Source organism: Pseudomonas sp. S2_A10, from assembly GCF_054668465.1.
The window spans coordinates 5,251,023-5,276,700 of the sequence record NZ_CP162773.1; the positions used below are offsets into that span (position 1 = coordinate 5,251,023).

Consider the following 25,678-nt stretch of genomic DNA (forward strand, 5'->3'; position numbering starts at 1 on the left):
GGACAGTGCGGAGGAACGCGAGCACTTCATGCAGGCGGTCGATCTCGGCCCGGTGCATTGTCTGATCGGCGGCGAGCATCTGCTCACCGTGGCCCAGGCGAAACAGTGGCTGGCGGAAGTGGCCTGCACAGCGAAACCGCTGGCCGAGGCAGACGCCACGCGGATGCCGGCGGTGCAGGTCAGCGATGCGCCGGAGCACGAACGCGAACCTTATCTGTGGGAAAACCCGCGACGTTTTCGCGAGGCGCATATCGGCGAATTTCTTGGTCGGGTGCGCGGACCTTATCAGGACGACACGCTGTTTCTGCTGGTCAACGACGACCTCGGAGTGATGCGCGATCTGGCCGATTATCAGGACCTGGTGGTCGGCTGGATCGAGCAGTGGAGCAACACCGACAACAACGAGCGCGACTATCTGCTGGCCAGTTACATTGAGTCGCTGAGCCAGTTGGGCGCTCAGGATTTCGACTCCTTGTCCAAGGCCAGCGACGATCCGCGCGCCCAGGCATTGTTTGCTGAACTGGAGCAATTGCCCGAGCCGGATCGGGAAAATACCCGGCAGGCGCTGCTCGACTATCTGAACAAAGGTGGTGAGGTCGAGCCAGTTGCAGTCGAAGCCACGCCTGAGTTGCAACAGCTTCGCGAAAAGGCACTGGACGAGTCATTGGCGCTGAACCGCTTCGACGGCATTGCCCCGGATTTCACCGCGCACGCTCGCGTCACCGCCGAGGCAGATCGGCGCTTTTACACCCGCGAATATTTTGCTGAAGTGGCCCCGGCCGATTTCGTCGAGCGTCATCTGAACACACTGGTCGACCTCGGCAAGGATCAGAACCGACGCATGAGAGACGTGCTCGACGGCCCGTTGCTCAGCGGCAAACGCGGCATCAACGACCTGATCGACCGCCCGGCCATGGACGAGGTGCTGAACAATCATCGCGACAACCTCGGACGCTGGAATCGCCTGCTCGAACGCATCACCGCCGACCGCGCGCAATTGCTGTGCGCCGGGCGTTTCCATCGCTCGGCGTGGTATTTCGACGGGCAAGTGCAGATCGATCAGGCGCTCGCCAGCGAATACGCCTGCCTCAAGGACATCGGCCGCAGCGACGCGGCCAATGAGCAAATGCTCGGTTACCTCGAGCAACACCCGCAACTGACCCGCCCGCTGTTCTACACCTTGCCGCTGCGCTTGCAGACCGAACAGGCCGGGCAATATTCAACGCTGTTCAACGCCGGCATGGCGATGTTCAACAACCTGCCGGACTGGCTGGCCAAATTGCAGAGCATCGAGCATCCGCAGTTGCCGGCCCTCGACGATCTGCCGGCACACAGCCGCGTCCTCGCCGATGCGGTGCAGGACACCTACAGCCCGGCGCTGAACCTCGGCCTGAGCCGGGCGCTGGAAGGTTTTGATCTTGCCGGCGAGAAAATTCCCGACCTCGACGAACTGTTCCAGGGCCTGCCCAAAGCCCTGCGCCTGCGCGTGTTCGACGCCGCGCGAACCAGCGGCGTGACCTTCACCGTATCCACCCCGGCGGAGCAAGCGGCGCTGCAAGCCACGATCAAGGAAGTGCTGCGCGAGCGCGACTACCTGAAAACCCTCAACCGCGAACGCAACCAGCTCACCCACAACAAAAACCGCCAAGGCCACAAAACCGCCCGGGCGGTGGAATTGCAGCAGGAAATCGTCCGCGTGCGCACGCAATTGGCGCTGTTCGAAGGCCGCCTTGCGGCAGCGTTGAGCCCGATTGATGAACTGCCGGATCGCTCGGCACGGCTGTATGGCGCCACCCCGGCGAAAGCGGGCGTGACGGTGGTGTTTCCGTCGGCGCAGCAAGGGGAATTGCGCGGGTTGCTGGAGAATATTCGCGCGGGAGTGGCGGGAGTTTCGAAGGCGAGCCTGGTGCGGACGGAGGGGATGGGATTGTTGGTGGTGTTGGTGCAGGTGGTGAATTTGGTGGGGGTTTATCGGGAGCTGCGCAGGCAGGCTGTAAATGAAAGAGTGTGGACCTCGTTGATGAATTCAGTCGTTGCAACGGGAGCGGCGGGATTTAGTGCCGCACAAAGTCTTGCTGATACGGCGTTAAAAGTTCGCTGCGCTTCTCTAGTGGCAAGCGTTCAGCTCCATGCCTTGCAGACCGTGCACGTGCAGATGGGGAAATTGCATGTGGGATTGGGTTTTTTTACATATTTGTCAGGGTTGGCTTCTTCTACGAACAGTATTGTCACGCAGCGCAAAAACTGGGAACAGGCGGTTCGCAGTGGAAATCATTCGGCGCAAAGCGCAGCTGCATTGGCGACGATGGGAGCTGGTGGAATGACATCAGTTAGTGGCTATGGTTTGACCAACACTGTCCACTCCACATTCAAGGTATTGAAGGCGTCAAGTAATGCCGCTCGTAGAGCTGCTTGGGCCGCTGCTGGCACACGTTTATCCACCGTCTTTTTCCGCTTCAATCTCGCTGGAGCACTTTTTACTGTTCTAGAGCTGGGGGGTAGCTTGCTGTACAGCCGCTACAACATCAGTGCTCACGATAAATGGTTGAAAATCACACCGTGGAGTAGGGATAGCGAGATGCGTGGCGACCACTCACTTGATGACTATCAAAGTTATCTGGCTTTTTTAATTCACGCACCTTACGCGCAGCTTGGCCCAAATCTGTACGACTCTTGGCTGAAGGATCTGTTATTCAAAGCCAAACCCAGCGATATTCACTTAGCATTGCCGACCCTAACGCTGAATGATCTGCTGCGTCCGTTTGGCGGCAACCCAACCTCCCGTTTAGGTATCGGCGCGCACCGCATTTCAATTCCGCTGCACAGTCGAGGAGCACCACGAGAGCAGCGAGATGTCATTAGTGACGAGATTTTAAGCAGCCTGCGCATCGTGAAGTCCAGCCCAGAAGGACTGATACTTTGTCTCCAGTATCCAGCGGGCCTCGGGTCGGAATTTGTTCCCGCGAAAGAAACGCTGGAATTGGCTGTGTGCGTTCAGACATTGAATAAAAAAGGTGAATGGGCATCTCGAACTCGCGTCATTCACCTCGATCCGCGTGGTGAGGGTCATTTTGGGGTTGTTACTCCCCAACAGGTCAAAGAAAAACCTCCAGTTTTGCTGGTTGAGGCTCACCTGTTAGAAAGAGCTGACCATGCTGAATAATCACGATGATCCATTAGCAACTCGCCCGCTTCGACAGCCTAGAAAGACCGGTGACATTGAGGCGTTTCCGAGCGGAAAAATTACCTATCTCGCGCCCTTGCCATTACCAACATCAATGCCAGCTTACGGTCCGCATATTGGTGAACTGAATGACGTTTATATGGATTTCGGTTTAGGGACACTGGAGGTTTTTTCTTGGCAAGTCATTTTAGGCGGACCATTCAGCGGCACATTAATGATCGCGTTTCTATATCCACTGATGGGAGGGTTTATAGGACTTCTGTTAGGTGATAGCTGGGAGTTCATTAAAGAAGTCATTGAGGGTATTTTTTTTGCCATTTACAAATTGGCTTTCTCAACGGGTTTAATTGCCTTGTTTATTGGCCTAGGCGTCTGGCACCACGTCCACAAAACCCGCGCCACCCTCATCCCAACCCGCTTCAACCGTCAACGCCGCGAAGTCTGTTTCATGCCCCAAGGCGCCACCGAGCCGGTCTTTGTCCCGTGGGAGTCGCTCAGCGCCTGGATCATCGAAGCCAAAGGCGCCACCCAGTTTGGCATCCACCGCCAATACGGCATGGGCATCGGTTTTCATCACGGCGAAACTCTCACCAGCCAGGAATTCCAATGCGCCGGCCAGCAGCTCGCGATCAGCCATTGGGAGGCGATTCGCGGTTACATGGAGTACGAAGTCAACGACCTCAAATCGATTCAGGACCTGCAAGACCTGCAAGGCCCGGACGACCCGCCCCACGAAGGCCTGCACACTTTCCGCAATGCCCGCGCGCGGATGCATCAGCAGATCCGTGAAGGCCACCGCTCGCGGCTGTCGGGGTTCTTCTGGTACCTGTATCACGTCATGACTTTATGGACGATTCCCAACCGTTTGGTCGAATGGGAAGTGCGCCGTCTGGAAAGAATCGGCAAGCAGGCGCTGCCGGAAGTCATGCGTGCCTGGTCCGAGCCGCTGCCGAAAGAGCAATGGGCCAAGCCCAGTGAAGAGCTGTTGCGACTGAGTGAACAAGTGCGGCGGATGCACAAGCGCCAGCCGCACCGGCCGATTACGCAGATTTTTGCTGAGGTTTGCAGGCGGGCTGTGGACTGATGCAGAGCAGTTTTGTGACCAGAGGGAGGGAGGTTTTTTGCCTGTTTGAGCGCCCTCGCGAGCAGGCTCGCTCCCACAGGGGACCGCGTGGATGCGGATGTTTCGGTTGATCTTGGCCGAGGTGGGAGACCCTCGGGGTGGTGGCCATTTTTCAGTTGTTGCTACCGGGTCGGCCAAGGAAAACCCGATGGTTCTGCTGGTTGAAAATCAATACCTCGAAAGGGCTGACCATGCTGAATAATCACAATGAGCCTCTTGTTGATGCGCAATGTGAGGTGATCAGAAAAGCGGGCGATGTAGAGCCGTTTCCGAGTGGAAAAATTACCTATCTCGCGCCCTTGTCATTACCAACACAAACGCCACCTTACGGGCCTCACATAGGGGAACTAAACAGTGTTTACATGGACTTCGGGTTGGGAAACCCGCAGGTATTTATGTGGCAGGTGACTTTAGGAGGACCGTTCAGTGGCACATTCATGATCGCGTTTCTATATCCACTGGTGGGAGGCTTAATTGGGCTCATGTTTGGAGATAACTGGGAGTTCATTAAGGAAATTATTGAGGGTGTTTTTCTTGCCCTTTACAAATTGGCGTTATTAACGGGTTTTATGGCCTTGGGTATCGGCCTGGCCGTTTGGCACCACGTCCACAAAAAACGCCTCTCCCTCATCCCAACCCGCTTCAACCGTCAACGCCGCGAAGTCTGCTTCATGCCCCGGGGCGCGACCGAACCGGTATTTGTCCCGTGGGAGTCGCTCAGCGCCTGGATCATCGAAGCCAAGGGCGCCACCCAGTTCGGGATCCATCGCCAATACGGTATGGGCATCGGTTTCTACCAAGGTGAAACCCTCATAAGCCAGGAATTCCAATGCGCCGGCCTGGAGCTCGCGATCAGCCACTGGGAAGCGATTCGCGGCTACATGGAGTACGAGGTCAACGACCTCAAATCGATTCAGGATTTGCAGGATCTGCAAGGCCCGGACGACCCACCCCACGAAGGCCTGCATACATTCCACAATGCCCGCGCGCGGATGCATCAGCAGATCCGTGAAGGCCACCGCTCGCGGCTGTCGGGGTTCTTTTGGTACCTGTATCACGTCATGACCTTATGGACGATTCCCAACCGTCTGCTCGAATGGGAAATTCGTCGGCTGGAAAGAATCGGCAAGCAGGCGGTGCCGGAAGTCATGCGCGAATGGTCCGAGCCGCTGCCGAAAGAGCAATGGGCCAAGCCGAGCGAAGAGTTGTTGCGGATGAGCGAGCTGGTGCGGCAGATGCACAGACGCCACCCGCATCGGCCGATTACCGAAATATTCGCCGCTGTCGGTGCAAGCAGACACACGACAAGGCAAGGGGCGTGATTTGCCAGTAAACTCCCCTCCTCTCGCCGCCCGTTCTTCTTCGCGGCCACCCTCTTGATCAAAATGCGGAGTCCACCTTGCGTCTGTTCCACACCTCCGACTGGCACCTTGGGCAAAACCTGCACGGCCAGGAGCGCGATTTCGAGCACGCGTGTTTTCTCGAATGGCTGCTGCGCCAGTTGCACCTGGCGCAGCCGGATGTGCTGCTGATCGCCGGGGACATCTTCGATACGGTCAATCCGCCGGTCAAAGCTCAGGAACGCCTTTACGACTTCATCGTCAGCGCTCACGAACAGCAGCCGTTGCTGACCATCGTGATGATCGCCGGCAACCATGATTCCGGCTCGCGGATCGAGCTGCCGGCGCCGTTGATGCGGCGTTTGCGCACTCACGCGTTGGGTCGGGTGCTGTGGCTGGATGACGGGCAGCTCGACGCCGAACGTTTGTTGCTGCCGCTGCCGAATGCGCAAGGAGAAATCGCCGCGTGGTGTCTGGCGCTGCCGTTCTTGCGCCCGGCGGAAGTCACTGGCGCGCATCTGGGTGACAACTATCTGCGCGGCATCGGTCAGGTGCATGAATGGCTGATCGCGGCGGCGAATGCCAAGCGTCAGCCCGGGCAGGCGTTGATCGCTATCAGCCACGCGCACATGGCCGGGGGCTCGGTGTCGGAGGATTCCGAGCGCAGCCTGATCATCGGCAATGCCGAAGCGCTGCCCGCCAGCCTGTTCGGCGAAAGCATCAGTTACGTCGCCCTCGGCCATTTGCACAAGCCGCAGAAGGTCAACGGCGAGGAGCGCATTCGCTACAGCGGCTCGCCGATTCCGCTGTCGTTCTCCGAAATCGGTTATCAGCATCAGATTCTCGATGTGGTCCTCGAGGGTGAAACCCTGGTCAGCGTCGAGCCGAAATTGATCCCGCGCTCGGTCAATCTGCAACGCATCGGCCCGGCGCCGCTGGCCGAGATTCTGCTGCAACTGGCCGACCTGCCGAACATCGATCTGCTCGCCGAAACCCAGCGCCAGCCCTGGCTCGAAGTGCGCGTGCGTCTGGATGAGCCGCAGCCGGATCTGCGCCATCAAGTGGAAACCGCACTGCAAGGCAAAGCCGTGCGACTGGTGCGCATCGCCGCTGAATACGCCGGCAATCGTGGTGCCGATGGCAGCGATGACGGCAGCACGTTGATCGAACTCGACCAGCTCACCCCGCAGGAATTGTTCAGCCGCGCCTGGCTCGACAATTACGGCAGCTTGGTCGACGAGCAGACGCTCAAGGACTTCGCCGAACTGCTGCAGGACGTGCAACTGGAGGGCGAGCAGCCATGAAGATTCTCGCCATTCGCTTGAAAAACCTCGCCTCGCTGGCCGGTCCGTTCGAGATCGATTTCACCGCCGAACCGCTGGCCAGCGCTGGTCTGTTTGCGATCACCGGCCCCACAGGCGCTGGTAAGAGCACGTTGCTTGATGCGTTGTGTCTGGCGCTGTTCGGCGCCGTGCCGCGCCTGAACAACACCGGTCGCGATGCGAAAGTCCCCGACGCTGACGGTGAAATCGCCACTGGTGACCCGCGCACCTTACTGCGGCGTGGCACCGGTGAAGGCTATGCCGAAGTGGATTTTGTCGGCGTCGATGGCCGCCGCTATCGCGCGCGCTGGGAAGCCAATCGTGCTCGCGAGAAGGCTGGTGGCAAACTCCAGGCCAGTCGGCAGAGCCTGCGCGACATCGATCAGGATCAACTGCTCGCCAGCCAGAAAGGCGAATACAAAACCCAGCTGGAAGCCGCGCTGGGCCTTAACTTTGAACAGTTCACCCGCGCGGTGCTGCTGGCGCAGAGCGAGTTCAGCGCGTTCCTCAAGGCCGACGACAACGACCGCAGTGAACTGCTGGAAAAACTCACCGACACCGCGCTGTACACCCGTCTCGGCCGCCGCGCCTTCGACAAGACCAAAGAGGCCCGCGAAGCGCACAAGCTGCTGCAGGATCAGGCTACCGGAGTGACGCCTTTGGCGCCGGAAGCCCGCGCCGAACTCGACGAGCGTTTCAACACCGCGCAGCAACAGATGAAGGCGCAACAGGCGCAGCTCAAACAGCTTGAGCAACAACACGGTTGGCTGAAGGATTTGCGTCAGTTGCAGGACGCGCAAAAGGCCGCCAGCGAACAACTGCAAGCCGCGCAACAGCAATGGCAGGCACTGGCCGGCGAGCGGGTAAAACTGACGCGTCTGGAACAGCTTGGCCCGCAACGCCATCAGTTCGCGCGCAAGGCCGAGCTTGATGCGCTGCTGACGCCACTGGCGACGCAGATTGCCGCGCACACCCAACAACACGCTGCGTTGGGCGAGCGCCAGACGCAACTGGCGCAAAACCTCGATGCAGCAAAAGTCGCCCTGAGCGAAGCGCAACAGCGCCAGAGCGAAAACGCACCGTTGCTGCGTCAGGCATTCGAAGAGCAAAGCACCCTCGCCCGTCTGATCAAGGACACTGCCAGCAGCGCCGAAGCCCGACAAACCGCCGAGCAAGCGTTCAAGGATGGCCAGAGCGCGATTCAGGCCTTGCAGGAAAAACAGGCTGAAGTCGCCGCACGCTTGCAACGCATCGCCACCGAGCTTGAGCAGAGCGCCCATCTGGCGCCCTTGAGCGATGCCTGGAGCGCCTATCGCGACCGTCTGCAACAGTTGATGCTGATCGGCAACCGCTTGAACAAAGGCCAGAGCGAACTGGCGTCCCTCGAACAGAACGCCGCGCGCAGTGCTGAGCAACTGGCCTCGCACAAGCAACAACTGGAAGTGTTGTTCAAAGAGGCTGGCGCCGAGCCCGATGCGGTGGCCGAACAGATCGGCCTGCTCGGCACCTTGCTGCAGGACAACCGCAAACAGCTGCGCGCAATCGAAGACCTGTCGCGTTTGTGGGCGACTCAGCAGGATCTGGACAAGCGCAGCGCCGAGTTGCAACAACGTCAGCTCGACGCGCAGCAGCAACGTGAACGTCTGACCCAGGACGGTGTGAAAACCAAGGCCGAACTGACCGTCGCCGAGCAGACCCTCAATGTCACTCGCGAACTGCTCGAGCGTCAGCGGCTGGCGCGCAGTGCCAGTGTCGAAGAGTTGCGCGCGCAGTTGCAGGACGATCAGCCCTGCCCGGTCTGCGGCAGCAACGAGCATCCCTATCACCAGCCCGAAGCGCTGTTGCAGAGCCTTGGCCGTCACGATGAAAGCGAACAGGCCAACGCCCAGCAAGTGGTCGATCAGCTCAAGGAAAAACTGATCGAGCTGCGCGGCGAAGTCGGTGGCGTGATCGCGCAACAGAAAGAATTGCTCCAGCAACAGGAACAACTGGCGGCGCAACAACAAGCCCTGGCCCCGAGCCTCGACGCGCATCCGCTGGCCGCGCAACTGTTCAATCAGAACGCCGACAAACGCGACGCCTGGCTCAGCCGCCAGACCGAGCAGTTGAACCAGAGCATCACTCAAGACGAACAACGGCAAAGCGCCCTGCTCACCTTGCAACAGGACGCGGCGCGTTTGTCGCAACAATTGCGTCAGGCCGAAGTGGCTCACCAGCAAGCGACGCAACAGCTGAGCCATCAGCAGCATGAACTCAACAGCGACCGTCAGCGTCTTGAAGAAGAACTCGCCGCGTTTGGCCCGCTGCTGCCCGCCGACACGCTTGAGGCCTTGCGCCTTGAGCCGGCGGCAACGTTCATGCAGCTGGATCGGCAGATCGCCGAGCGTCTGGCCCAGCTCGAACAGCAAAAGGAAGAGCTGAGCGAACAGCAGCAACGCCAGCAGACGTTGGAGAAAGAACAGGATCGCCAACAGCTGCGCACTCAGCAACTGCACAGCGCCGAGCAACAATTCACGGCGCTGACCGAGCAGCAGCAAAGCTGTCAGGAAAAACTCGCGCAGTTACTTGGCGAGCACAGCAGCGCCGAGCATTGGCAGCAGCAGCTGGAACACGCGGTGGAACAGGCGCGCGTCGCCGAAACCAGCACCGCTGAGGAGCTGCAAAGCGTGCGCACGCAGCTGGTGCAGACCGCAGCCGAACTCAAGTCTCAGCAGGATCGCCTGCAAGCATTGGAGGCTGAAGAACAGGCACTCGCCGGCAAGATCGCCGATTGGCGCGCCAGCCACCCGGAACTGGATGACAGCGGCCTGGAAGACTTGCTGCGCTTCGACGACGCGCAAGTCGCCGACCTGCGTCAGACCCTTCAGCACAACGAAAAAGCCATCGAACAGGCCCAGGTCTTGTTGCAAGAGCGCGATCAGCGCCTGCTCGATCACCAGGCCCGGCAGGACGGCAATCTTGACGCCGAACAGCTGGACAGCGCCCTCGCCGAGCTGCAAAACCAGTTCGCCGTCAGCGAACAGCAGTGCGCCGAACTGCGCGCCGAACAGGCGGAAGACCAGCGCCGACAGAACGCCAATCAGGCGTTGGCCCGGCAGATCGCTGACGCCTACGCCGAGTATCAACGCTGGGCGCGACTCAGTGCCTTGATCGGCTCAGCCACCGGCGACACCTTCCGCAAGATCGCCCAGGCCTACAACCTCGACCTGCTGGTGCACCACGCCAACGCGCAGCTGCGCCAACTGGTCAAACGCTATCGCCTCAAACGTGGCGGCAGCATGCTCGGCCTGCTGGTGATGGACACGGAAATGGGCGACGAACTGCGCTCGGTGCATTCGTTGTCGGGCGGCGAGACGTTCCTCGTCTCGCTCGCCCTTGCGCTGGGTCTGGCTTCGATGGCGTCGAGCACGCTGAAAATCGAATCGCTGTTTATCGACGAAGGTTTCGGCAGCCTTGATCCGGAATCCTTGCAACTGGCCATGGACGCGCTCGATGGCTTGCAGGCGCAGGGACGCAAGGTGGCGGTGATTTCCCATGTGCAGGAAATGCACGAACGGATTCCTGTGCAGATTCAGGTGCGGCGCCAAGGCAATGGTTTGAGCACGCTGGAGGTGAAATGAACACGCTGTATTCCTTCCGCCGCTGCCCTTACGCCATGCGTGCGCGAATGGCGTTGCGTTATGCGGGCGTGCCGGTGGAGATCGTTGAGGTCAGCCTCAAGAACAAGCCGGCGGAAATGCTCGCACTCTCGCCCAAGGGCACCGTGCCGGTGCTGAATGCCGATGGCGTGGTGATTGATGAGAGTCTGCAGATCATGCGCTGGGCGTTGGCGCAGAATGATCCGGATGATTGGTTGCTGGGCGGTGATTCGTTCGCGGCACTGTGGATGGAGAAACTGATTGAAGGCAATGATCAGATTTTCAAATCGGCTTTGAATCGCTACAAGTACGCCGAGCGTTACCCTGAGCAGCCGATGGAAGCTTATCGGGCTGAAGGTGCGTTATTTCTGCAGAAACTGGATGAGCTGCTTGAAGGACGTGAGTACTTGCTGGCCGATCATCCGAGCCTCGCCGACATCGCCCTGCTGCCCTTCGTCCGGCAGTTCGCTCACGTTGATCGCGAGTGGTTCGCGCAGACGCCTTATGTTCGCTTGCAGGCCTGGTTGCAGCGCTTGCTCGAATCCGAGCTGTTCATCTCGATCATGAAAAAATAACCCTCTGTCCCTTTGATCGTTCCCACGCTCCGCGTGGGAATGCAGCCGGGGACGCTCTGCGTCCCAGTGGAACGCGGAGCGTCCCTTGAGGCATTCCCACGCAGAGCGTGGGAACGATCATTAGGCCAGTGCTTGGCACATGCCCAGCGCCATGCAATCCACTTCAAACGGCCCGAGAAAATCCACCGCGACCTTGACCGGTGGATTGCCGGCCATCAGGCCCAGCGTGTTGGCTCGTTCAATGTTGTGCGCGATGTTGTGGTTGGCCTCTATGGCCCGGGCCAAACCGCCCACCGAGCCCTGGCCAAACCCCAAGAGTGAGGCGCCGTTGGTCATCAGCGCGAGGCTGGCGATGACCCAGAGTCTGTAGCCTTTCATGCGCCGCCGACTCCTGCGAGTTCGGCCCTGTCGACCATCGCGCTTTGCGAGCGCAGTTCGAACTGGATGCCGGGGTGGGCGACGTCGATCGGGGCGTCGAAGCTGTGTTCCATTTGTGCGCCGATGCTGACAAACAGCACCACGGCCAGGTACAGACCGATGGCCAGGTAGGCGCCGCGTTTGGCGGAAGTGAGGATTGCGCTGGCCATGGTGTTCTCCGTGGGCAAAGGTTTCGATGGCCACAGAATCAATCAAAAAAGCCGAAGCAACCACTCAGGGTTTGCAATGGTGAATATCAGCTTCGTTGATTATTTAGCGGCTCTATTTGCCCGCGAGAGAAAACCTATGAGTGGAGAACGCGTACGCGCACAGGAGCTGCCGAAGGCTGCGATCTCTTGTTTGATCGTTCCCACGCAGAGCATGGGAACGATCAAGATCGCAGCCTTCGGCAGCTCCTACAGGAGAACGGTGCGCTCAGGCTTGGGTTTTGTGATCCAGCGCGGCGTAGAAGTTGGCGCTTTGTTGCAGGTATTTCTGGGTGTAGCTCTGGGTGTGGGATTTTTTGCTGGCGATTTCGACGTTGGCACCGGCTGGCAATACCACGGTGGCAGAAATGGCGGAAGCGGCGATGACGGAGAAGAGATTGAAATTCATGGCGGTAACCCTCGTGTTCGTTTGCTTGGTTTGCCCGGTCGGGCTGTGAAACAAACGTAACGCTCGAGGGTTGCTCGCTTGAAATCTTTTGTAGCATTAGCCGATATCAGTGCAATTAATACAACGATGCAGGCCCCGCAGACCGGGGCCTGTGGCTTATTGTCGCACTACAAACTTCAGATCGCTTGGCGCGTCCATCGGCAGTTTTTGCACGGTTTTGCCGAGCAGACCGGTCTTGGTATCGCGCTCGACGACGACAATCTGGTTGCTCTTCTGGTTGGCGATCAAGACGAATTTACCGCTCGGATCGAGAGCAAACTCGCGCGGGTGATCCCCCTCGACCGAGCGCTTTTGCAGCTCTTTGAGCTGACCGGTCGCAGGATCAATGCCGAACACTACGAGTTGATTGGCCGTGCCGCGATTGCTCACGTAGAGAAACTTGCCGTCAGCCGAAGCATGCAGCGCCGCGCCGGCTTTGTCCGAGGTTGGCTGGCCCGCTGCCAGATCGACCAGTTGCGTCTGGGTCAGTACGCCGTCGTTGTAGTCGAACACCGCAACCTGCGCGCTCATCTCCATGGTCAGCCAAGCGTGTTTGCCATCAGCGCTGAACAGCAGATGACGCGGGCCACTGGCGGCCGGCAAGGCTACCGAGGCGGTTTTTGCCGGGGTCAGCGGCAGGTGTGGATTGGCCTTCGGGTCGTACTGATAGATGAAAACCTTGTCCGCTCCCAAATCATTGGAGAACACATAGCGCCCGTCCGGCGACGACACCGTCGAGTGCACATGATTGGAAGCCTGACGCTCAGGGTTGACCCGACTGGCCGGGTGGCCGCTCATCTGCACCACCGGTTTCAACTGGCCGTCGGCATCGACCGGCAATACCGCCAGGGTGCCGCCCGGATCTTCCATCACTGAGTAGTTGCTGACGAACAGGTGTCTGGCATCAGCGCTGAGGCTGGAATGGGTCGGCTCGTTGCCCAGGCTCTGCACCTGATTGATCAGGCTCAGCGCATGGGTCTTCGGGTCAATGGCGAAGCTGCTGACGCGGCCGACCGGATCGGTCTGGCCCGGGCCGTTTTCGTTGACCACGAACAAACGCTTCTGGTCTTTCGAGAGGGTCAGCCACGAAGGGTTTTCGGTCTTGACCACTTGCAGCGGCTTGGCGTCGATCTGGCCGGTGGCGCTGTCGAACTGCATGCGGTAGATGCCCTGGCTGGAACCGGCGGTGTACGAGCCGACCAGCAACTGCAAGGTGTCGGCGCTGGCGCTGGAAAGCCCCATCGCGCCGACGCTGCCGGCCATCAGCAAAGGCCAGAAATTACGCATCTTCATTATTGTCATCCTCATCGTCGCTGCTGCTGACTACGTCGCCGAGGCACACCAGACGATGCTCGCCCGTGGTCTTGGTGTCGCTGGCGTAACCGACGATCAGCCAGCTCTGCAGCGTCTCATCGAACGTCGCTTGCGCGACCTGCGCCGGGGTGAATTCCCAGTGCTTGGCTGCACGGCCATCAATGCATTCGATGTGCAGGTTATCGTCCTCGTCGAGGGCGAATTCGAAGGCGTGCAGGCCATCGATTTCGACCATACCGCAGTGTTCGAGGGCGTTGAGAAGGGTTTGGGCAGTCATGGCAAACAGTCTTTCTAGGGGGAAAGGGCCAATGATAGCCCAATGTGATCCAGAGGCCCCTGCTGGAATCTCTGTCTGATCGTTCCCACGCTCCGCGTGGGAATGCCTCAAGGGACGCTCCGCGTTCCAGTGGGACGCAGAGCGTCCCGGGCTGCATTCCCACGCAGAGCGTGGGAACGATCAACACAAAAAATCGCGGTGTTGGCTAGATCGCCTCACGCGATGGCTTGCCATCCACCAGTCGCTGAATCTGCAGCGGGTTGGCGTTTTTCAGTGGTTCGGGCAGCAAGCTGTCCGGGTAGTTCTGGAAGCACACCGGGCGCAGGAAGCGATCGATCGCCAGCGTGCCCACTGACGTGCCGCGCGCATCGGACGTCGCCGGGTACGGGCCGCCATGCACCATCGAATCGCATACTTCGACACCAGTCGGATAACCATTGAGCAGGATGCGCCCGACTTTCTGTTCCAGCAGCGGCGTCAGTTCGGCGAATTGCTCGAAGTCAGACGGCTCACCAATGATCGTCGCGGTCAGTTGACCGTGCAGGCCGTGCAGCGCTGCGCTCAGTTGTGCCTGATCGGCCACTTCGACGATTACTGTGGTCGGACCGAACACTTCTTCCTGTAGCACTTCGTCGCCGTTGATCAACAGGCTGACATCGGCCTTGAACAACTGCGGCTGCGCCTGATTGCCCTGCTGCGGATTACCGGCCAGATGCTCAATGCCGCTGTGCGCCAGGAGCTTTTCCAGGCCTTTACCGTAGCTGCCGAGGGTGCCGGCGTTGAGCATGGTTTGCGCCGGTTGATCACCGATCGCAGCGGCGACTTGCTCTACAAACGCGCTGAACTGCGCAGAGCGAATACCGATGACCAGACCTGGATTGGTGCAGAACTGACCGCAACCCTGCACTACCGAAGCGGTGAGGTCGCGCGCGACGGTTTCCGAACGCGTGGCCAGTGCCTGCGGCAAGACAATCACCGGGTTGATGCTCGACATCTCGGCAAACACCGGGATCGGTTGCGGACGTGCAGCGGCCATGTCGCACAAAGCGCGACCGCCCTTCAGCGAGCCAGTGAAACCAACGGCCTGAATTGCCGGGTGCTTGACCAGCCATTCGCCGACGCCGCCACCGTAGATCATGTTGAACACGCCTGCGGGCATACCGGTTTTTTCTGCGGCACGAATGATCGCGTCGGCGACCAGTTCAGCCGTGGCCATGTGGCCGCTGTGGGCCTTGAACACTACCGGGCAACCGGCGGCCAGCGCTGCTGCGGTATCGCCACCGGCAGTGGAGAACGCCAGCGGGAAGTTGCTCGCGCCGAACACCGCGACCGGGCCGAGGCCGATGCGATACTGGCGCAGGTCCGGACGAGGCAGTGGCTGGCGATCAGGCAGTGCCAGATCGATCCGTGCGCCGTAGAAATCACCACGACGCAGGACTTTGGCGAACAGACGCATCTGCCCGCTGGTGCGACCGCGCTCGCCCTGAATGCGCCCGGCTGGCAGCGCGGTTTCGCGGCAGACCACGGCGACGAAATCGTCGCCAAGCGCATCCAGTTCATCGGCGACCGCGTCGAGGAACTGCGCGCGACGTTCGGCGCTGAGGCTGCGATAGGTCGGATAAGCCGCAGCGGCGGCCTTGGCGGCGGCATCGACCTCTTCGGCCGTGGCCTGGATGAAATCATGCGGCAAGGCCTCGCCAGTGCTGGCGTCGACCGAGTGCAGTTTGACGCTGCCGGCGGCGCTGCGCTGACCGCCGATGTAGTTGTGACCGAGAATCTGAGTCATGGGATCTCCTTAAAGGGTGCCGATGCTGTCCGGTTCAAAAGCCGCCTGAACCGGTGCGATACCGTTGACCAGCGGTGCGCCGAAGTCGGCCTGGCTGATCTCGAACGTGTCGCCCGGCTGGGTGCGGATGCCGTCGGCAAACGACAGGGTCGCAGTACCGAAAAAGTGAATATGCACGTCGCCCGGACGCAGGAACTGACTGTATTTGAAGTGGTGGTACTCGAGGTTCGCCAGGCTGTGGCACATGTTGGCCTCGCCACTGAGGAACTCGTTCTGCCAGAGCACTTCGCCGTCACGCAGGATTCGGCTGGTGCCGGCAAGGTGTTGAGGCAATTCACCGGTACGAAGTTCCGGGCCATAACTGCAACTGCGCAATTTCGAGTGCGCCAGGTACAGGTAATTCTTGCGTTCCATGACGTGATCGGAGAACTCGTTACCGACGGCGAAACCGAGGCGATACGGCTTGCCATCGTTGCCGATGACATACAGGCCGGCCATCTCTGGCTCTTCACCGGCGTCTTCGGCGAACGGCGGCAGCGGGAACGCCTGCCCCGGACGCACGACAATGCTGCCGTCGCCCTTGTAGAACCACTCCGGTTGCACACCGGCCTGCCCCGCCGCTGGTTTACCGCCCTCCACGCCCCATTTGAAAATGCGCATGGTGTCGGTCATCGCCGCTTCATCGCCGGCCTGCTGGTGCATCTTGTCCCGCGCCGAAGCACTGCCCAGATGGGTCAGACCAGTACCGCTGACCAGCATGTGTGCCGGGTCCGGGTGATCCAGTGGCGGCAGGATGCGCAGGTCTTTGAGCAACTGCGCGTAGTCGTGGCTGGCACCGAGGCCGAGGCTTTGCACTTGCTGCTCAAGGGAGCTACCGGCCTCGATTGCCGCCAGGGCCAGATCACGGACACTGCGGGCGTCCTCGACTTCGCGGACCTGACCGTTGTCGACCACGCCGACCCGGCGCTCGCCGTTGGGTAATTCGAATTGAACCAGATGCATGATTTTCTCCTGTTCCATCAAAAACGCCGCTATCCCCTGTGGGAGCGAGCCTGCTCGCGAAAGCGGTGTACCGGTCACCAGCAGTGTTGAATGTGATGGCCTCTTCGCGAGCAGGCTCGCTCCCACAGGGGCCAGTGTTGTCAGTCAGATGCGGGTCGCGCCACGGGCGCTGGCGGCGAACTGGTCGACGGGCAGCACATGCTTGCGTTCCAGCACGCGGTAGACGATGCCGGTCAGAATCAGCCCGAACACCATCACGCCCGAGAGGAAGTACAACCCCGAAGCCAGATTGCCGGTGTATTCCTTCAACGCGCCGATCACGAACGGCCCGATATACCCGCCCAGATTGCCCACCGAGTTGATCAAGGCAATCCCCGCCGCGGCACTCGCGCCAGCAAAGAAACGCCCCGGCAAGGTCCAGAACACCGCGGTGCATGAGAACAGCGCGAACGCCACCAGACACAGCGCCGCCAGTTGCGCCACCGGTAGCGACAGCCAGGCACTGAGGAACAGGCCCAGCGCACCGAGCACATAGAGCACCGCCAAGTGGCCGTAGCGATCGTTCAAGCGGTCGGAACTGCGCGGAATGATCAGCAGGCCGATGATCCCGAAAATGTATGGCACCGAAGAGACGAAACCGGTGACCAGATCGCTGCCGCCGAACTGTTTGATCAACGTCGGCAGCCACAGGCCCAGACCATAAATGCTCAGGGTCACCGGCAGATAGAACAGCGCCAGCAACAACACACGTTTGTCTTTCAGCGCATGCAGCGGATTGCCGTGACGGGTCTGGCCGTATTCCTGCAAGTCCTTTTTCAGTTCGCCGGTCAGCCAGTCTTTTTCCGCCTGATCCATCCACTTCACTTGCTGCGGGCCGTCCGGCAGCCAGCGCAGCACCGGCCAGGTCAGCAGGATCGCCGGGGTGCCGATGACGATGAACAGCCACTGCCAGCCGTGCAGGCCGAGGATGCCGTCCATGCCCAGCAAACCACCGGACACGGGACCGGTGATCATCATCGCGATCGGTTGCGAGAGGATGAACAGGCCAAGGATCTTGCCGCGATGGCGCACCGGGAACCATTGGGTGATGTAGTACAGCACACCGGGAAAGAACCCCGCCTCGGCCGCGCCGAGCAGAAAACGCATCACATAGAAGCTGTGCGGCCCTTGCACAAAGGCCATGCCGATGGTGATCGCGCCCCAGGTGATCATGATCCGCGCGAACCAGCGCCGCGCGCCGAAGCGTTCGAGCATCAGGTTGCTGGGAATCTCAAGGAGAAAATAGCCGATGAAAAACAGCCCGGCACCCAAGCCGTAGGCGGCATCGCCGATGCCGATGTCGGCGCCCATGTGCAGCTTGGCGAAGCCGACGGCGGAGCGATCCACATAGGCGATCAGGTACAGCAGGATCAGGAAGGGAATCAGTTTCAGTGTGATGCGCCGGACAAGCCGCAATTCCTGGCTCATGAGATCGGTCTCCGATTGTTGTTTTTATAGAACCTCGGGGGACGCCTCTCGCCAAAACAGCCAGGGCCATCCCTCCGTCGAAAACGACTATATAGTAATACTAATTACCCAACAACACTTCCAAAGCGCGGATTTTGAGCTTAGATTAAGCGTCAGCTCGCAAACAATAGTCTTACAATAAGAGAATCGATCATGTCTGATAAGAAACCCACCCTGCGCTCCGCCCAATGGTTTGGCACAGCCGACAAGAACGGCTTCATGTACCGCAGCTGGATGAAGAATCAGGGCATCGCCGACCATCAGTTCCACGGCAAGCCGATCATCGGCATCTGCAACACCTGGTCGGAACTGACCCCGTGCAACGCGCACTTCCGCCAGATCGCGGAGCACGTCAAACGCGGGGTGATCGAGGCCGGTGGTTTTCCGGTGGAGTTTCCGGTGTTCTCCAACGGCGAATCGAACCTGCGCCCGACCGCCATGCTCACCCGCAACCTGGCGAGCATGGACGTTGAAGAAGCGATTCGCGGCAACCCGATCGACGGCGTCGTGCTGCTCACCGGTTGCGACAAAACCACTCCAGCACTGCTGATGGGCGCGGCCAGTTGCGACGTGCCGGCCATCGTCGTCACCGGCGGGCCGATGCTCAACGGCAAGCACAAAGGCAAGGATATCGGCTCCGGCACCGTGGTCTGGCAGCTCAGCGAACAGGTCAAGGCCGGCACCATCACCATCGACGACTTCCTCGCAGCCGAGGGCGGCATGTCGCGTTCGGCGGGCACCTGCAACACCATGGGCACCGCGTCGACCATGGCCTGCATGGCTGAAGCGCTGGGCACTTCGCTGCCGCACAACGCCGCGATTCCGGCAGTGGATGCACGGCGTTATGTGCTGGCGCACATGTCCGGCATGCGTGCGGTGGAGATGGTTCGCGAAGATTTGAAACTGTCGAAGATCCTCACCAAGGAAGCCTTTGAAAACGCCATTCGCGTCAACGCCGCCATCGGTGGTTCGACCAATGCCGTGATCCACTTGAAAGCCATTGCCGGGCGCATCGGCGTCGAGCTCGATCTGGACGACTGGACGCGCATCGGTCGCGGCATGCCGACCATCGTCGACCTGCAACCGTCCGGGCGTTTCCTGATGGAAGAGTTCTACTACGCCGGTGGTTTGCCAGCGGTGCTGCGTCGCCTCGGCGAAGCCAATCTGATCCCCAACCCGAACGCACTGACCGTCAACGGCAAGTCCATCGGCGAGAACACCAAGGACGCGCCGATCTATGGCGAAGACCAAGTGATCCGCACCCTCGACAATCCGATTCGCGCTGACGGTGGCATCTGCGTGTTGCGCGGCAATCTGGCGCCGCTGGGCGCGGTACTCAAGCCGTCCGCCGCTAGCGCTGAACTGATGCAGCATCGCGGTCGCGCGGTGGTGTTCGAGAACTTCGACATGTACAAGGCGCGGATCAACGATCCGGAGCTGGACGTCGATAAGGATTCGATTCTGGTGATGAAGAACTGCGGGCCGAAGGGTTATCCGGGCATGGCTGAAGTCGGCAACATGGGCCTGCCGGCCAAGCTGTTGGCGCAAGGCGTGACGGACATGGTGCGCATTTCCGATGCACGGATGAGCGGCACCGCTTACGGCACGGTGGTTCTGCACGTTGCCCCGGAAGCGGCAGCGGGCGGGCCTTTGGCGGCAGTAAAGGAAGGCGACTGGATCGAACTCGATTGCGCCAGCGGCCGTCTGCATCTGGACATTCCGGATGCTGAACTGGCCGCACGCATGGCCGATCTGCAAGCGCCGCAACAGTTGTTGGTGGGCGGTTATCGTCAGCTGTACATCGATCACGTGCTGCAGGCGGATCAGGGTTGCGACTTTGACTTCCTGGTTGGTTGCCGAGGTGCCGAGGTTCCGCGTCACTCTCACTAACAGCGCAATTCCCCTGTGGGAGCGAGCCTGCTCGCGAAGAGGGAGTGTCAGTCGACATCTATTTGACTGATATGCCGCCTTCGCGAGCAGGCTCGCTCCCACAGTTGCTTTTGCGTATCGCCTCAAATCTGTGCCGTGCCTGCTATGATGCGCGGCATCTCCATCGCTCAGGATCGCGCCACTCCCCATGGATTACCGCAAACCTTCCGACCGTAAAAGCATGCACTCGCGCATCGTCCAGGAACTGGGCATGCAGATCGTCTCCGGACGCTTTTTGCCCGACGACAAACTGCCCGCCGAAGCCCTGCTTTGCGAGGAGTACGCGGTCAGTCGCCCGGTATTGCGCGAAGCCACGCGGGTGCTGGTGGCCAAGGGTCTGGTGTATTCCAAACCGCGCGTCGGCACCGTGGTCAAGGCTCGCCGCGAATGGCACATGCTCGACCCGGACGTGCTGCACTGGCTGATGCAGAGCAGTCCGCAGAATGAATTCTTCAACGTGCTGACCAGCGTGCGCAGCATCATCGAACCGGCAGCGGCCGCCCTCGCCGCTCAGCATGCAACCGATGCCGACATCGCCGCGATCAACGAAGCCTACCAACGCATGGAAGCCGCGCCGACTCCGGAAGCGCTGTTGCAGCCGGACCTGGACTTCCACAGCCGCATCGCCGATGCGACGCACAACGACCTGCTGGCGAACCTGTGCAATATGTTGGCGGTAGCGATTGCCGAGGCGTTGAAGCATTCCAATCAACGGCCGAATCTGCATGAATTGGCGCTGCCGAGGCATAAGGCGATTCTGACCGCCATCGAGAACCGCGATGCCCTGGGTGCCCGGCATGCGACGCTGGTGCAGTTGGATGATGCGCGCAGTGCGTTGAGTGTGGTGCTTGGCGCTGAGCTTTCTTAGGGCTTGAGACCGCTTGCCCTCACCCTAGCCCTCTCCCAGAGGTAGAGGGGACCGATTGGGGAATATTTGAGATTTACGCCGACTTGAACGTTCTGCTGTGAATCCATAACCGACTCGGTATCTCAGGCCGATATATCTAGCCGCACCCCTCGGTCAGTCCCCTCTCCCTCCGGGAGAGGGCTAGGGTGAGGGGCTCTTGATGTTGATTCACAAAAAAAGCCGCAACCCCTCAAGGTTGCGGCTTTGTCGTTTCAGCCTGTCAGATCAGTGGGCAAACAGCGAATTGCCCTTCTGCCCCGCCAGCTTCTCAGGCTTGATCAGGAACTTGGCCAGCGCCGGCAGCAGCCACAGCGCGCCGAACATGTTCCACAGCAGCATGAAGGTCAGCATCAGGCCCATGTCAGCCTGGAACTTGATCGCCGAGAAGATCCAGGTGCACACGCCGATCGCCAGGCACAGGCCGGTGAACAGCACCGCTTTACCGGTGGACTTCAGGGTCTGGTAATAGGCTTCCTGCAACGGCAGCCCGGCACGCAGGAAACTTTCCAGGCGGCTGTAGATGTAGATGCCGTAATCCACGCCAATCCCCACGCCCAACGCCACCACCGGCAGCGTCGCAACTTTCACGCCGATGCCCATGAACGCCATCAGCGCGTTGCCGAGTACCGAGGTCAGCACCAGCGGCAGGACGATGCACAGGGTTGCCGCCCAAGAGCGGAAGGTGATCATGCACATCACCGCCACGCAGATGTACACCAGAATCAGAATGGTCAGCTCAGCCTGTTTGATGACTTCGTTGGTGGCCGCTTCGATCCCGGCGTTACCGGCAGCAAGGATGAATTCCAGACCGTCCTTATTGTTTTCCTTGGCGAACTCCTGCACCGCTTGCACCGCACGGTCGAGGGTTTCGGCCTTGTGGTCGTTGAGGAACACCAGTACCGGTGCCAGCGAGCAGCTGTTGTTGTACAGGCCATCGGCGCGGGCGATCGAGTTATTCAGTACGTCCGGGTTGCGCGACAGGGTTTCCCATTTCAGGTTGCCCTCGTTCATGCCCTTGATCATCTGCTTGGACACGGTCACCAGCGAGATCGCCGACTGCACGCCCTCGGTGTTCTGCATCTTCCACATCAGCTGATCGATCGGCGCCATGGCTTCGTAGCGCGAGCAGCCTTCAGCTTTGGTCTTGACCATCACCACCAGCACGTCGGAGCTGGTCGAGTAGTTGCTGATGATGAAGTTGTTGTCCTTGTTATAGCGCGAGTCCGGACGCAGTTCCGGCGCGCCCTGGTCGAGGTCGCCGATCTTCAGGTTCTGGCTGTACCAGAGGCCGCCACCGAAGGCGATCAGCGCCAGCGCTACCGAAATCGGCGCGACTTTCGGGCTGGCGAAGTTCGACAGCAGACGCCAGAACGGGTGCTCGCGGTTGGCGTCCTTCTTGCTCTTGGCAATCGCGCGCTTGCTGATGCCGACATAGGAAATCGCCACCGGCAGCAGGATCAGGTTGGTGAACACGATCACCGCAACGCCGATGGAGGCGCCGATAGCCAGTTCACGGATCACGCCGATGTCGATGATCAGCAGAGTGATGAAGCCCACCGCATCGGCGAGAATCGCGATCATCCCCGGCAGGAACAACTGGCGGAAGGTGCGCCGCGCAGCGGTCAGGGCGTTATCGGCCTCGCTGGATTGCAGGGCGATACCGTTGATTTTCTGCACGCCGTGGGAAATGCCGATGGCGAAAATCAGGAACGGCACCAGCATCGAATACGGGTCGAGGCCGAAGCCGAAGAAGTGCATCAACCCGAGTTGCCAGACCACCGCCACCAGCGTCGTACTCAACACAGCGATGGTGCTGCGCAGGCAGTTGGTGAACCACAGCAGCAGAATCAGGGTGATGACGAAGGCGACACCGAAGAACAGCACCACCATCACCAGACCGTCGATCAGGTCGCCGACCTTCTTGGCGAAACCGACGATGTGGATCTTGATGTTGGGGTTCTGCGCTTCGAACTTGTTGCGGATCTTGTCTTCGAGTTCATGGGAGAACTGGCGATAGTCCAGCGCCAGCAACTTGCCCTGATCCTGGGGGTCCGGATAGGCCTCCAGCAGCGGGATGTCGACGATGCTCGACTTGAAGTCGTTGGCCACCAGACGCCCGACCTGGCCGGACTTGAGCACGTTGTTGCGCAGCAGATCGAGGCTGTCCTGGGAACCGTTGTAGCTCTGCGGAATCACTTCACCGCCGGCGAAACCCTCTTCGGTCACTTCGGTCCAGCGTACGCTCGGGCTCCATAGCGATTTGAGGCCGGAACGGTCGACGCCGGAAATGTAGAACACTTCGTCGTTGATCTGGCGCAGGGTCTCCATGTACTCCTTGGAGAAGATGTCACCGTCGGTGGCTTCCACCGAAATACGTACGGTGTTGCCCAGGTTCGCCAGATCGTTGCGGTGCTCCATCATCTTTTCGATGAAGGGATGCTGCAGCGGGATCATTTTTTCAAAACTGGTCGACGGCCGAATCAGCGTGGCCTGCCAGAACAGGAAAATACTCACCACCAGGCAGATCAGGATCACGGCCGGACGGTTGTTGAAGATCAGGCGCTCGAGAACCGTCGCCTTTTCCTGCTGAGGAGTGATCAAGGAAGTCATAGCCCCGCCTTCTTGTTATTGGTCTCGGCACCGTTTGGCAGGGTGATGTGCAAACCACCCTGCCCGGTCAGAATCAGGTTGCCGTTGCCGGCGGCGGTGACTGACGACAGCGAAATGCGATCCGGGCGGTTGAACACGCTGAAGCTCTCGCCGTTGTCGCTGCTGCTGATCACCGAACCGCCGTTACCGACGATGACGATCGAGCCGTCTTCCAGCAGCGTGCCGCCGGACAGGCCGAACTCCAGCGCACCGCGTGCAGCTTTGAGTTCGACCTGCTCCCAGGTGCTGCCGAAATCAGTGGAGCGATAAAGATTGCCGCGCAAGCCGTACGCCAGCAGGGTCTGCGGCTGCGCCGTGCCGATCACGCCGAACAGCGAACCTTCGTACGGGCCTTCGAGTTTTTCCCAGGTCTGGCCGTCATCGGCGGAGCGGAACATGCTGCCGGACTCGCCGACGATGAACAGCCCGGCGTCTTTCACGGCGGCGATGGCGTTGAGGTGGAACTGGTCTTCGTTGTCGAGGCGATCGCTGACGTCTTCCCAGTGCTTGCCGCCGTCGGAGGTTTCCAGCAGCGTGCCGTAGGCGCCCACGGCAAAGCCGCTGCTGGCGTCCTTGAACCAGACGTCGAGCAGCGGCGATTCGCGTGCGAGGTCTTCGAATTGTTTGGTCCAGGTCAGACCGCCGTCTGCACTGGCGAGAATCTGTGCGTCGTGGCCAACGGCCCAGCCGTTTTTGTCATCGACGAAATACACGGCAGTGAGCAGTTGCCGGGTCGGCACCTTGGCCTGGGTCCAGGTTTTGCCCTGGTCATCGGAATAGACGATGTGCCCGCGATCGCCGACCGCGACAAGACGCGCGCCAGCGTGGACGACATCAAGAATCAGGCTTTTTGCGGCCTTGGCCGATTCGGTGGCATAGACCACGTCAGCCGGGGCCTCGGCGGCAATCACAGGTGCCGATAACGTGGCAAAGCCCAGCAGCGAGAGTGCTGTGGCCAGCAACGCGGTGTTGCGTAACGCCGGCGGGCGGCAACGACTCATAGACCTTCCCCTATTTATTATTGTTGGGCCATCGGGCCTTCAAGGGCGCCGCAAGGGTGCTCGGCTACTGGCGTTTCAGAAGCATAGTCCTGAAACCCGCAATCCAGAGCCCCTTCGGAAGCTGGCTCATCCTATCGGGCTTTGCAAATGTCTGACAATCGGCGCCGCGTTATCTTTTGTTAACCGAAAGCGGCTCTCTGTAACCCATCATTTTCCCTGTGGGAGCGAGCCTGCTCGCGAATGCGGTGTATCAGTCACCCTGTTTATTGGCTGACCTACCGCTTTCGCGAGCAGGCTCGCTCCCACAGGGTTTGTAGTGATGGTTGGTTTTGCGACAAAGGGTGAATGCGCAGCCATTCGTAGGATGGATGACGCAATTGTTGCGGAGGGGACTTGCAGGATCGGTATTATGGTATACCATCAGACGCACAGACACTCTCAATCCCCAAACGGAGCAGCTCATGAGTTTCGAAATTCGCAAGATCGTCAGCTATGTCGAAGAAACCTTCATTGAAGGCGGCAAGGCTACTGACAAGCCGGTGACCATGGTCGGCCTCGCCGTGGTGATGAAGAACCCGTGGGTGGGCAATGGTTTTGTCGAAGACCTCAAGCCGCAGATCCGCGCCAACTGCTCCGACCTCGGCGCAATGATGGTCGAGCGTCTGGTCGGCATCATTGGTGGCGCCGAGAAGATCGAGGCTTACGGCAAAGCCGCCGTGGTCGGCGCTGACGGCGAGATCGAACACGCCTCCGCCGTGATCCACACCCTGCGCTTCGGCAACCACTATCGCGAAGCGGTGAAAGCCAAGAGCTACCTGAGCTTCACCAACAAGCGCGGCGGTCCGGGCACGTCGATTCAGATCCCGATGATGCACAAGGACGACGAAGGCCTGCGCTCGCACTACATCACCCTGGAAATGCAGATCGAAGACGCGCCGCGTGCCGACGAAATCGTCGTCGTGCTGGGTTGCGCCGACGGTGGCCGCCTGCACCCGCGTATCGGCAACCGCTACATCGATCTGGAAGAACTGGCCGCCGAAAAAGCCCAGTAATC

19 protein-coding genes are annotated in these 25,678 nt (G+C 60.1%); 9 read left to right on the forward strand and 10 right to left on the reverse strand.

What is annotated here, in order from left to right:
- Positions 1-28 precede the first annotated feature (28 nt).
- The 6 genes from AB4N41_RS23450 (at position 29) to AB4N41_RS23475 (ending at position 11,182) form a co-directional block, all read left to right on the forward strand.
- A complete protein-coding gene (locus tag AB4N41_RS23450; RefSeq protein WP_460138424.1) occupies positions 29-3,163 on the forward strand; it encodes a toxin VasX in 3,135 nt (1,044 codons plus the stop codon).
- A complete protein-coding gene (locus tag AB4N41_RS23455; RefSeq protein ID WP_252876445.1) occupies positions 3,153-4,268 on the forward strand; it encodes a SoxR reducing system RseC family protein in 1,116 nt (371 codons plus the stop codon). The genes AB4N41_RS23450 and AB4N41_RS23455 overlap by 11 nt, the downstream gene beginning before the upstream one ends.
- 200 nt (positions 4,269-4,468) lie before the next feature.
- Positions 4,469-5,629, forward strand: coding sequence for a hypothetical protein (locus AB4N41_RS23460; protein WP_252876446.1), 1,161 nt, complete (start codon positions 4,469-4,471; stop codon positions 5,627-5,629).
- Positions 5,630-5,706: 77 nt separating this feature from the next.
- On the forward strand, positions 5,707-6,951 hold the full coding sequence (locus AB4N41_RS23465) for an exonuclease SbcCD subunit D C-terminal domain-containing protein (protein ID WP_252876447.1): 1,245 nt from the start codon (positions 5,707-5,709) through the stop codon (positions 6,949-6,951).
- The gene (locus AB4N41_RS23470; RefSeq protein ID WP_252876448.1) at positions 6,948-10,589 is read left to right on the forward strand and encodes an AAA family ATPase; all 3,642 of its coding nucleotides are present in this window, start codon (positions 6,948-6,950) and stop codon (positions 10,587-10,589) included. The genes AB4N41_RS23465 and AB4N41_RS23470 overlap by 4 nt, the downstream gene beginning before the upstream one ends.
- Positions 10,586-11,182, forward strand: a complete 597-nt coding sequence (locus AB4N41_RS23475; protein WP_252876449.1) for a glutathione S-transferase — start codon at positions 10,586-10,588, stop codon at positions 11,180-11,182. The genes AB4N41_RS23470 and AB4N41_RS23475 overlap by 4 nt, the downstream gene beginning before the upstream one ends.
- Positions 11,183-11,302: 120 nt before the next feature.
- Here the strand turns inward: AB4N41_RS23475 and AB4N41_RS23480 are convergent, their stop codons facing one another.
- The 8 genes from AB4N41_RS23480 to AB4N41_RS23515 form a co-directional block, all read right to left on the reverse strand.
- Complete coding sequence (locus tag AB4N41_RS23480) at positions 11,303-11,560, reverse strand: hypothetical protein (RefSeq protein WP_016775000.1); 258 nt, start codon at positions 11,558-11,560, stop codon at positions 11,303-11,305.
- Positions 11,557-11,769 carry a hypothetical protein gene (locus AB4N41_RS23485; RefSeq protein WP_039763920.1) on the reverse strand — a complete coding sequence of 71 codons (213 nt, stop codon included), beginning with the start codon at positions 11,767-11,769 and terminating at the stop codon, positions 11,557-11,559. The genes AB4N41_RS23480 and AB4N41_RS23485 overlap by 4 nt, the downstream gene beginning before the upstream one ends.
- Before the next feature lie 265 nt (positions 11,770-12,034).
- Positions 12,035-12,214 carry a hypothetical protein gene (locus tag AB4N41_RS23490; RefSeq protein WP_016775003.1) on the reverse strand — a complete coding sequence of 60 codons (180 nt, stop codon included), beginning with the start codon at positions 12,212-12,214 and terminating at the stop codon, positions 12,035-12,037.
- A gap of 156 nt (positions 12,215-12,370) precedes the next feature.
- The gene (locus tag AB4N41_RS23495) at positions 12,371-13,546 is read right to left on the reverse strand and encodes a lactonase family protein (RefSeq protein ID WP_460138093.1); all 1,176 of its coding nucleotides are present in this window, start codon (positions 13,544-13,546) and stop codon (positions 12,371-12,373) included.
- A complete protein-coding gene (locus tag AB4N41_RS23500; protein WP_110645651.1) occupies positions 13,533-13,844 on the reverse strand; it encodes a DUF5629 family protein in 312 nt (103 codons plus the stop codon). Before AB4N41_RS23500 ends, AB4N41_RS23495 begins: the two co-directional genes overlap by 14 nt.
- A 205-nt stretch (positions 13,845-14,049) precedes the next feature.
- Complete coding sequence (locus tag AB4N41_RS23505) at positions 14,050-15,630, reverse strand: aldehyde dehydrogenase (NADP(+)) (RefSeq protein WP_460138094.1); 1,581 nt, start codon at positions 15,628-15,630, stop codon at positions 14,050-14,052.
- A 9-nt stretch (positions 15,631-15,639) separates the two neighbouring features.
- Positions 15,640-16,632 (reverse strand): AraD1 family protein, encoded by a 993-nt coding sequence (araD1, locus tag AB4N41_RS23510; RefSeq protein ID WP_130928830.1) that lies wholly within the window; start codon positions 16,630-16,632, stop codon positions 15,640-15,642.
- 144 nt (positions 16,633-16,776) lie between these two features.
- A complete protein-coding gene (locus AB4N41_RS23515; RefSeq protein WP_056789414.1) occupies positions 16,777-18,099 on the reverse strand; it encodes an MFS transporter in 1,323 nt (440 codons plus the stop codon).
- Between the two features lie 192 nt (positions 18,100-18,291).
- Here AB4N41_RS23515 and AB4N41_RS23520 point away from each other — a divergent pair, with 192 nt between their 5' ends.
- On the forward strand, positions 18,292-20,028 hold the full coding sequence (locus tag AB4N41_RS23520; RefSeq protein ID WP_041480068.1) for an IlvD/Edd family dehydratase: 1,737 nt from the start codon (positions 18,292-18,294) through the stop codon (positions 20,026-20,028).
- A gap of 187 nt (positions 20,029-20,215) precedes the next feature.
- On the forward strand, positions 20,216-20,935 hold the full coding sequence (locus AB4N41_RS23525; protein WP_024013185.1) for a FadR/GntR family transcriptional regulator: 720 nt from the start codon (positions 20,216-20,218) through the stop codon (positions 20,933-20,935).
- Positions 20,936-21,199: 264 nt separating this feature from the next.
- Here AB4N41_RS23525 and AB4N41_RS23530 read toward each other — a convergent pair whose 3' ends face one another.
- Together AB4N41_RS23530 and AB4N41_RS23535 are read right to left on the reverse strand one after the other, a co-directional pair.
- A complete protein-coding gene (locus tag AB4N41_RS23530) occupies positions 21,200-23,584 on the reverse strand; it encodes an efflux RND transporter permease subunit (RefSeq protein ID WP_042606775.1) in 2,385 nt (794 codons plus the stop codon).
- Positions 23,581-24,624, reverse strand: a complete 1,044-nt coding sequence (locus AB4N41_RS23535; RefSeq protein WP_252876450.1) for a WD40/YVTN/BNR-like repeat-containing protein — start codon at positions 24,622-24,624, stop codon at positions 23,581-23,583. Before AB4N41_RS23535 ends, AB4N41_RS23530 begins: the two co-directional genes overlap by 4 nt.
- Positions 24,625-25,085: 461 nt before the next feature.
- Between AB4N41_RS23535 and AB4N41_RS23540 the strand changes: the two genes are divergently transcribed.
- Positions 25,086-25,676 carry an amino acid synthesis family protein gene (locus tag AB4N41_RS23540; RefSeq protein WP_007968626.1) on the forward strand — a complete coding sequence of 197 codons (591 nt, stop codon included), beginning with the start codon at positions 25,086-25,088 and terminating at the stop codon, positions 25,674-25,676.
- The last annotated feature ends 2 nt before the right edge of the window (positions 25,677-25,678 follow it).